Below are 6,007 nucleotides of genomic sequence, written 5' to 3'. Positions count from 1 at the left end.
CGATCCGGCCTAGCTCGTCAGGCGTGGCCGGCGTCGGGCGACAGCATCAGGGGGTCAATCCCCAGCGACTTCATCGCCGCGCGCCATTTGCCGGAATTGTCGGTGCCAAAGATGATCTCATCCCCCCGGTCCGAGGTCAGCCAGCCGTTCTGGCGGATCTCGGAATCAAGCTGCCCCGGCCCCCATCCGGCATAGCCAAGCGCCAGCACCGCCGGTTGCGGGCCGTGCCCGTGAGCGTAATCTTCGAGGATGTCGCGCGTGGTGGACATGGCAAGATCGTCGGTGATGCGCATGCGGTTTTCGGCCAGGTCGATGTCGCGGGGCACGCGATGCAACACGAATCCGCGCCCCGGCTCGACCGGGCCGCCAAAGCGGACGGGAATATCCACCGCGTTTTCATCAGCCTGAATGCCAAGCTGTTCCAGAAGGTCGGAAAAGCCGATCTCGGGCAGCGGGCGGTTGACGACCAGCCCCATGGCGCCTTCCTCGGAATGGGCGCAGATCAGGATCACCGACTGCTCAAAGCGCGGATCGCGCATGCCGGGCATGGCGATCAGCATCTTGCCGGTCAGGTTGCTGGATTTATCCATGATCTGCTCCGTGTTTGTTGTTTGTTTCCTCTCAAGATCGGCCTTGCGACATGTTTTCGCAAGAGATTGCCGTCATTGTGACTTCACGCCCGGGCAAGGGGACGGCTAAAACGACGCCATGAGGATGATCGCCCTGCTTTTTCTGACCGTCGCGCCGGCCATGGCACAGGACCTGCCACCCGGGCTTGTCTCGGCCGAGATGATGCCCGGCTGGGTCACGCCCGAAGGCAATCGCATGACCGCTTTGCATCTGCGGCTTGAGCCGGGCTGGAAGACCTATTGGCGTAGCCCCGGCGATGCTGGCGTGCCGCCGCGCTTTGACTGGGCTGGTTCGCAAAATCTGGGCGAGGTCCGGTTGCTTTGGCCCCGTCCCGAGGTGATCGAATCCGAGGGAGAGCGTACGCTGGGCTATCGGGAAGAGCTGATCTTGCCGATCGAGATCACCCCCGCCCGCCCCGGCGCCCCGGTCGAGCCGATGGCCGAGGTCGATTTCGGCATCTGTCAGGACATTTGCGTGCCTGCACAGGTCAAGTTGCAGGCAGGTGCCCCCGCCGCGACCCCCGATCCGCTGATCAAACAGGCCATGGAAATGCGCCCCGAGATCTCGGACCGGCAGCCCGACTGCCGCATTGTCGAGATCCGCGACGGCATGCAGGTCACTGCCACCCTGCCAGCCGAGGACAGCGCCCGCGGCGACAAGGTCGCGATGGAGCTGACGGACGACGAGGTCTGGGTCTCGACCCCTGAAATTGGCGGAAAGGATGGGCGGCTGACGGCGCAGGCCGATTTCGTCGCTGCCTCGGGCAAACCCTTTGCACTGGACCCCGCCACGCTGAGGCTGACTCTGATCGGCCCCGATGATGCGGTCGAGTTCCGGGGCTGCCGCGAGGTCGCGGACTAACCCTTACCGGCAGCTTCAGCTAAGAGCTTTGACGCTGACCAGTTTGATGCTGCCGTCGAATGGTGCGATATACGCGCAAATATTATCGCTGAATTCGTCGATCAGGTTCAGCCCTTCAGGGTCGTAATCGTTCTCGGCGATCAATCTTAGCACGCCGTCCGCGAATGTGCAGACGACGTTGTGCTCATGCGGATAGTTGCTACGGAACTCTTGGGTGATGTCGCCCGCTGCCCCGGGCCCCGCAGCGGCGGGAACACCATGACATTCCAAAGTGATACGATACATGTGTCGATGCTCCTGCTGTGGGAGAGGGGCGACTTTGGTCTGGTTATGCTCAGCCAGCCAGGTCCTCAAGCCGCGCGGACAGCGACAACAGGTCCGCCCATGCCTCGCGTTTGGCCAGGGGCGTGCGCAGCAGATAGGCCGGATGGGCCATCGGCAGCGCGGGCAGGCCAAAGGCGGTCGTCCAGGTGCCGCGCAGCTTCAGGATGCCCTGCCGGTTCAGCGCCGCGATGCAGGGCGTATTGCCCATCAGCACCAGCAGCTGTGGTTGCACCAGTTCGACGTGCCGGGTCAGAAAGGGCATCATCATGGCGATCTCGGCCGGTTCGGGGCGGCGGTTTCCCGGTGGTCTCCAGGTCAGGACATTGGTGATGTAAAGCGCCTTTTCGGCATCAACCGCCGTCCGCGACAGTCCGATTGCCCCGAACATCTGGTCCAGCAACTGGCCAGCGCGGCCAACGAAGGGACGACCCTGCCGGTCCTCTTCCTCGCCCGGAGCTTCGCCGATGATCATCACCCGCGCGCCGGGGTTGCCGTCCGAGAAGCAGAAATTACGTGCGCCCTTTTTCAGCTCGATCCCGTCAAAGGCCTCTTGTGTGGCGGCAAGCTCGGCCAGCGTGGTGGCGCTGGCTGCCATGGTCTCGGCCTGCGCAACCAGATTTTCGCCCTCATCGCGGGGCGTGGCTGCAGAGGGGGCGGGCGGCGCAGCGGCAGGCGCGGCCGAGGGGGTCTCGGTCCGGTCGGACAAGGCATAACGGTCGAGCGGCGCATCAAGACATGGCTCGTCCGCGCCCAGCTCGGCCTGCCATTGCAGAAGCGCCAGCGCCGTTTCGGCGTCCAGCGCGAATCCCCTGTAGGTTGGATCGGCGGTCATGACCGCAGGCTAGGGCGCGAAGCGGGCGCGGGCAAGCCCGCCTGCGCTGCGGTACGCGTCATTGCGACTGGGTCAGCGGCGTCGTGCCGCCGCCCATGCCGATCAGCCGTTGGATCAGCGGTTTGGCCGTGGGCCCGATGCGGTCGCAGGCCGCCGGATCGTCCAGCAGCTTAAAGGCCGGCCCGTAATAGGTTTTGTCATAGGCCGAGGCGTCCAGCCCCAACTGTGCCGCCAGCAGGTCGCCAGTGCCGGTGATCAGGGTCCATTCCCCGTCGGTGATCGAATAATCGGCGCAATTCGAGGTGATGACATTCACATTCGCCAGTTCAGCGATCAGGGATTTCGCCTCGTTTTCGGACAGGTTTGAAACGTCGGGAAGCTTTACGGTGATGCCCCCGTCTGCCAGTGCCGCGCCGGACAGCAGGGCCAGTGCGCCGGCCAAAGCCGCGAGTGCCTTCATGGATTGCTCCCTTGCTTGTGCTGGGCATTCGGTTTGCCCGCCCATCCCGCCCGATCCGTCTGTCGGGCGCAACCCAATTCGCCGTGAACTTGACGCAGGCAGGCCGCAGGGCTAGGCGGGGCAGCAAGTGTCATAAGCATATGAGGATGCCTGCGATGACGACCTATTCCCTGCTGATCCTGCCCGGCGACGGCATTGGCCCCGAGGTCATGGCCGAGGTCCGCAAGGTCATTGGCTGGTTCGAAAAGAACCGCGGCCTGTCCATTGACGTCAGCGAGGATCTGGTCGGCGGCGCGGCTTACGACAAACACGGCAAACCCCTTGCGGATGAGACGATGGCCAAAGCACAGGCGGTTGATGCCGTGCTGCTGGGCGCGGTCGGCGGACCGAAGTACGACAACCTCGATTTCAGCGTGAAGCCCGAGCGCGGTCTTTTGCGTCTGCGCAAAGAGATGGACCTTTTTGCCAACCTACGTCCGGCGCAGTGTTTTGACGCCCTGGCCGATTTCAGCTCTCTCAAGCGCGAGGTGGTTGCCGGTCTCGATATTCTGATCGTGCGTGAACTGACCTCGGGCGTTTATTTTGGCGAGCCGCGCGGAATTTCGGCGGACGACACCCCCGGCAACGAAGGCGGCCGCGTCGGCGTCAACACCCAGCGATATACCAGCGGCGAGATACGCCGTGTCGCGCGCTCGGCCTTTGAGCTGGCCCGTAAACGCGCAGGCCGCGTCTGCTCGATGGAAAAGGCCAACGTGATGGAATCTGGCATCCTGTGGCGCGAAGAAGTGCAATGGGTGCATGACAACGAATATCCCGATGTCGAGCTGTCGCATATGTATGCTGACAACGGCGCCATGCAGCTGGTACGCAACCCGCGCCAGTTCGATGTGATCGTGACCGACAACCTTTTTGGTGACATTCTTTCGGATGCGGCGGCGATGCTGACCGGCAGTCTGGGCATGCTGCCCTCGGCCAGCCTTGGCGCGCCGATGGCCAATAGCCGGCCCAAGGCGATGTATGAGCCGGTTCACGGCTCGGCCCCCGATATCGCGGGGCAGGGCAAGGCGAACCCGATCGCCTGTATCCTGAGCTTTGCCATGTGCCTGCGCTATTCCTTTGATCTTGGAGCCGAGGCTGACCTGCTGGAAAAAGCGGTCGAGAAGGTGCTGGCCGATGGCGTGCGCACCGGCGATCTGATGGGCGCCGAAGGCGGCAAGCCGGTGTCCACATCCGGGATGGGCGACCATATCGTCGCGGCGCTTTCGGCGCTCTGATCCAGGACCCGCGCCCGGTTCGCCGGGCGCGTCCGATCACGTGAACCGTCGGGGAGAGACATGGCGGCGGGCAATATCAAGGGCGCGTTGCTCGCCCTTCTGTCTATGGGGCTTTATTCGACCCATGACGTGATCATCAAACATCTGGGTGCCACATATCCGGCGCTGCAGATCCTGTTCTTCTCGGCGCTATTATCCTTTCCTCCGCTGGCGGTCCTGCTGCTGCGGGACCCGACGCATGGTACCCTGCGGCCGCGCAACCCGTTCTGGGTCGGGCTGCGGTCGTTCTGCATCGTCGCCTCGGGGATCGGCGGGTTCTATGCCTTTTCCGTCCTGCCGCTGGCGCAGGTCTATTCCATCCTTTTTGCTGCGCCCTTGCTGGTGACCGTCCTTTCGGTCCCGCTGCTGGGGGAACGGGTCGGGTTGCATCGCTGGCTTGCCGTCTGCGCCGGGCTGGGCGGGGTTCTGATCGTCCTGCGCCCTGGGGTGACACCCTTGGGTCTGGGACATCTGGCGGCGCTGATGGGGGCGACGGCGACCGCGCTGTCGGCCATTGCCGTGCGGCGTCTCGGCCGGTCCGAGCGGACGGTGATCCTGCTTTTATGGCCGATGATCGGGAACTTTCTTCTGACCGGAGCCTCGCTTGGCTTTGCCTATCGCCCGCTGGAATTTGGGGATCTGGTGCTGACCGGCGTGATCGCGGCGCTGGGGCTTGCAGCGGGTTTCCTGCTGATTCTCGCTTATCAGGCGGGCGAGGCGACCAATGTCGCGCCCATGCAATATTCGCAGATGCTCTGGGCTGTCGGCTATGGCTAGTACCTGTTCGGAGAGCGCCCGGATGGTCCCACCATCCTGGGGGCGGGTCTGATCATTGCCTCTGGGCTTTACATCCTGATGCGCGAGCGTCTGGGCGGTTCACGTCTGCGTCCGGCAACGCGGGCGCGCTTTGGTAGCGAGACGGTGACCGCCCCGCGCTGGAGCCTGTTGCAGCGCCTGATGCGCGAACGTGGCTGATCTCTGGTACGCGCCGTTTTCTGCGATGGGTTCGCAAGATTCCCCCTTGCATTCCGCTGCTTCAGGGGATACCTGCCCCTCACGGTCGGAGCGTAGCGCAGCCTGGTAGCGCACCTGCTTCGGGAGCAGGGGGTCGGAGGTTCGAATCCTCTCGCTCCGACCAATTTTTCTTTGATAAGTGTGGCGTTTCAGAGAGTCTTGCCTTTTGTTTCAATAGGCGGCCCTCTGGTGAGGTCGAGAGCTTCGCGGCTGAGTTCGCCGGGCCGGACCGCCTGCGTGCAACTTTGCCGTGTAACCCCAGAGGCGATTGTCGGTCACGGCCCTTGGCGGACGGTCAGCTTAGCCCATGCTGCGTGGCAGCATGGGGCTAAGCAGTCGTTCGACTATTGTTGCAGAAAAGTTCCATTCGGCATGAGGCAGAGCAATCCTTTCGGCGTCGTCGAGCGTTCTTGCCCATAGGAATGAGGACTGGCGACTTGAACATGAATTGACAAGTCATGATCTCGACCTGATGTTCCGTCTTAAAGCCACATAGACGACCGTGACATGAGACGACTGCCTGATTAACGAAACGGACAGGGGGATGAACCGCACCGGGTTTGCCGGAGGCTG

Annotated in this window: 6 protein-coding genes, 1 tRNA gene and 1 pseudogene; 4 read left to right on the top strand and 4 right to left on the bottom strand. The window is 63.3% G+C overall.

Translation table 11 applies throughout. The annotated features are described in order from the left end of the window. Positions 1-17 precede the first annotated feature (17 nt). Positions 18-590 carry a YqgE/AlgH family protein gene (locus tag PARACOCCUSGL_RS0119435; RefSeq protein WP_010400511.1) on the bottom strand — a complete coding sequence of 191 codons (573 nt, stop codon included), beginning with the start codon at positions 588-590 and terminating at the stop codon, positions 18-20. A 118-nt stretch (positions 591-708) separates the two neighbouring features. Between PARACOCCUSGL_RS0119435 and PARACOCCUSGL_RS0119430 the strand changes: the two genes are divergently transcribed. Continuing rightward, the gene (locus PARACOCCUSGL_RS0119430; protein ID WP_010400509.1) at positions 709-1,491 is read left to right on the top strand and encodes a protein-disulfide reductase DsbD domain-containing protein; all 783 of its coding nucleotides are present in this window, start codon (positions 709-711) and stop codon (positions 1,489-1,491) included. Between the two features lie 15 nt (positions 1,492-1,506). Here the strand turns inward: PARACOCCUSGL_RS0119430 and PARACOCCUSGL_RS0119425 are convergent, their stop codons facing one another. From PARACOCCUSGL_RS0119425 to PARACOCCUSGL_RS0119415, 3 genes are read right to left on the bottom strand one after another with little or no spacing between them, the layout of a single operon-like run. Continuing rightward, the gene (locus tag PARACOCCUSGL_RS0119425) at positions 1,507-1,776 is read right to left on the bottom strand and encodes a hypothetical protein (RefSeq protein ID WP_010400506.1); all 270 of its coding nucleotides are present in this window, start codon (positions 1,774-1,776) and stop codon (positions 1,507-1,509) included. Positions 1,777-1,825: 49 nt separating this feature from the next. Next, a complete protein-coding gene (locus PARACOCCUSGL_RS0119420; protein ID WP_010400504.1) occupies positions 1,826-2,647 on the bottom strand; it encodes a uracil-DNA glycosylase family protein in 822 nt (273 codons plus the stop codon). A 58-nt stretch (positions 2,648-2,705) separates the two neighbouring features. Continuing rightward, the gene (locus PARACOCCUSGL_RS0119415; protein ID WP_010400501.1) at positions 2,706-3,107 is read right to left on the bottom strand and encodes a hypothetical protein; all 402 of its coding nucleotides are present in this window, start codon (positions 3,105-3,107) and stop codon (positions 2,706-2,708) included. A gap of 155 nt (positions 3,108-3,262) precedes the next feature. Here PARACOCCUSGL_RS0119415 and leuB point away from each other — a divergent pair, with 155 nt between their 5' ends. From leuB to PARACOCCUSGL_RS0119400, 3 genes and pseudogenes are all read left to right on the top strand, one after another. Further along, entirely contained in the window at positions 3,263-4,381 is a 1,119-nt protein-coding gene (gene leuB, locus PARACOCCUSGL_RS0119410) for a 3-isopropylmalate dehydrogenase (protein ID WP_010400499.1), read from the top strand. 60 nt (positions 4,382-4,441) lie between these two features. Beyond that, positions 4,442-5,395, top strand: a pseudogene (locus PARACOCCUSGL_RS21055) (DMT family transporter). An 86-nt stretch (positions 5,396-5,481) separates the two neighbouring features. Further along, a tRNA-Pro gene (locus tag PARACOCCUSGL_RS0119400) sits at positions 5,482-5,558 on the top strand. The last annotated feature ends 449 nt before the right edge of the window (positions 5,559-6,007 follow it).

Origin of the sequence: Paracoccus sp. TRP (assembly GCF_000185925.1) — a bacterium.
GTDB lineage: Bacteria > Pseudomonadota > Alphaproteobacteria > Rhodobacterales > Rhodobacteraceae > Paracoccus > Paracoccus kondratievae.
The sequence above is the reverse complement of the archived record's forward strand: the minus strand, read 5'-3'. Positions and strand labels throughout refer to the sequence as shown.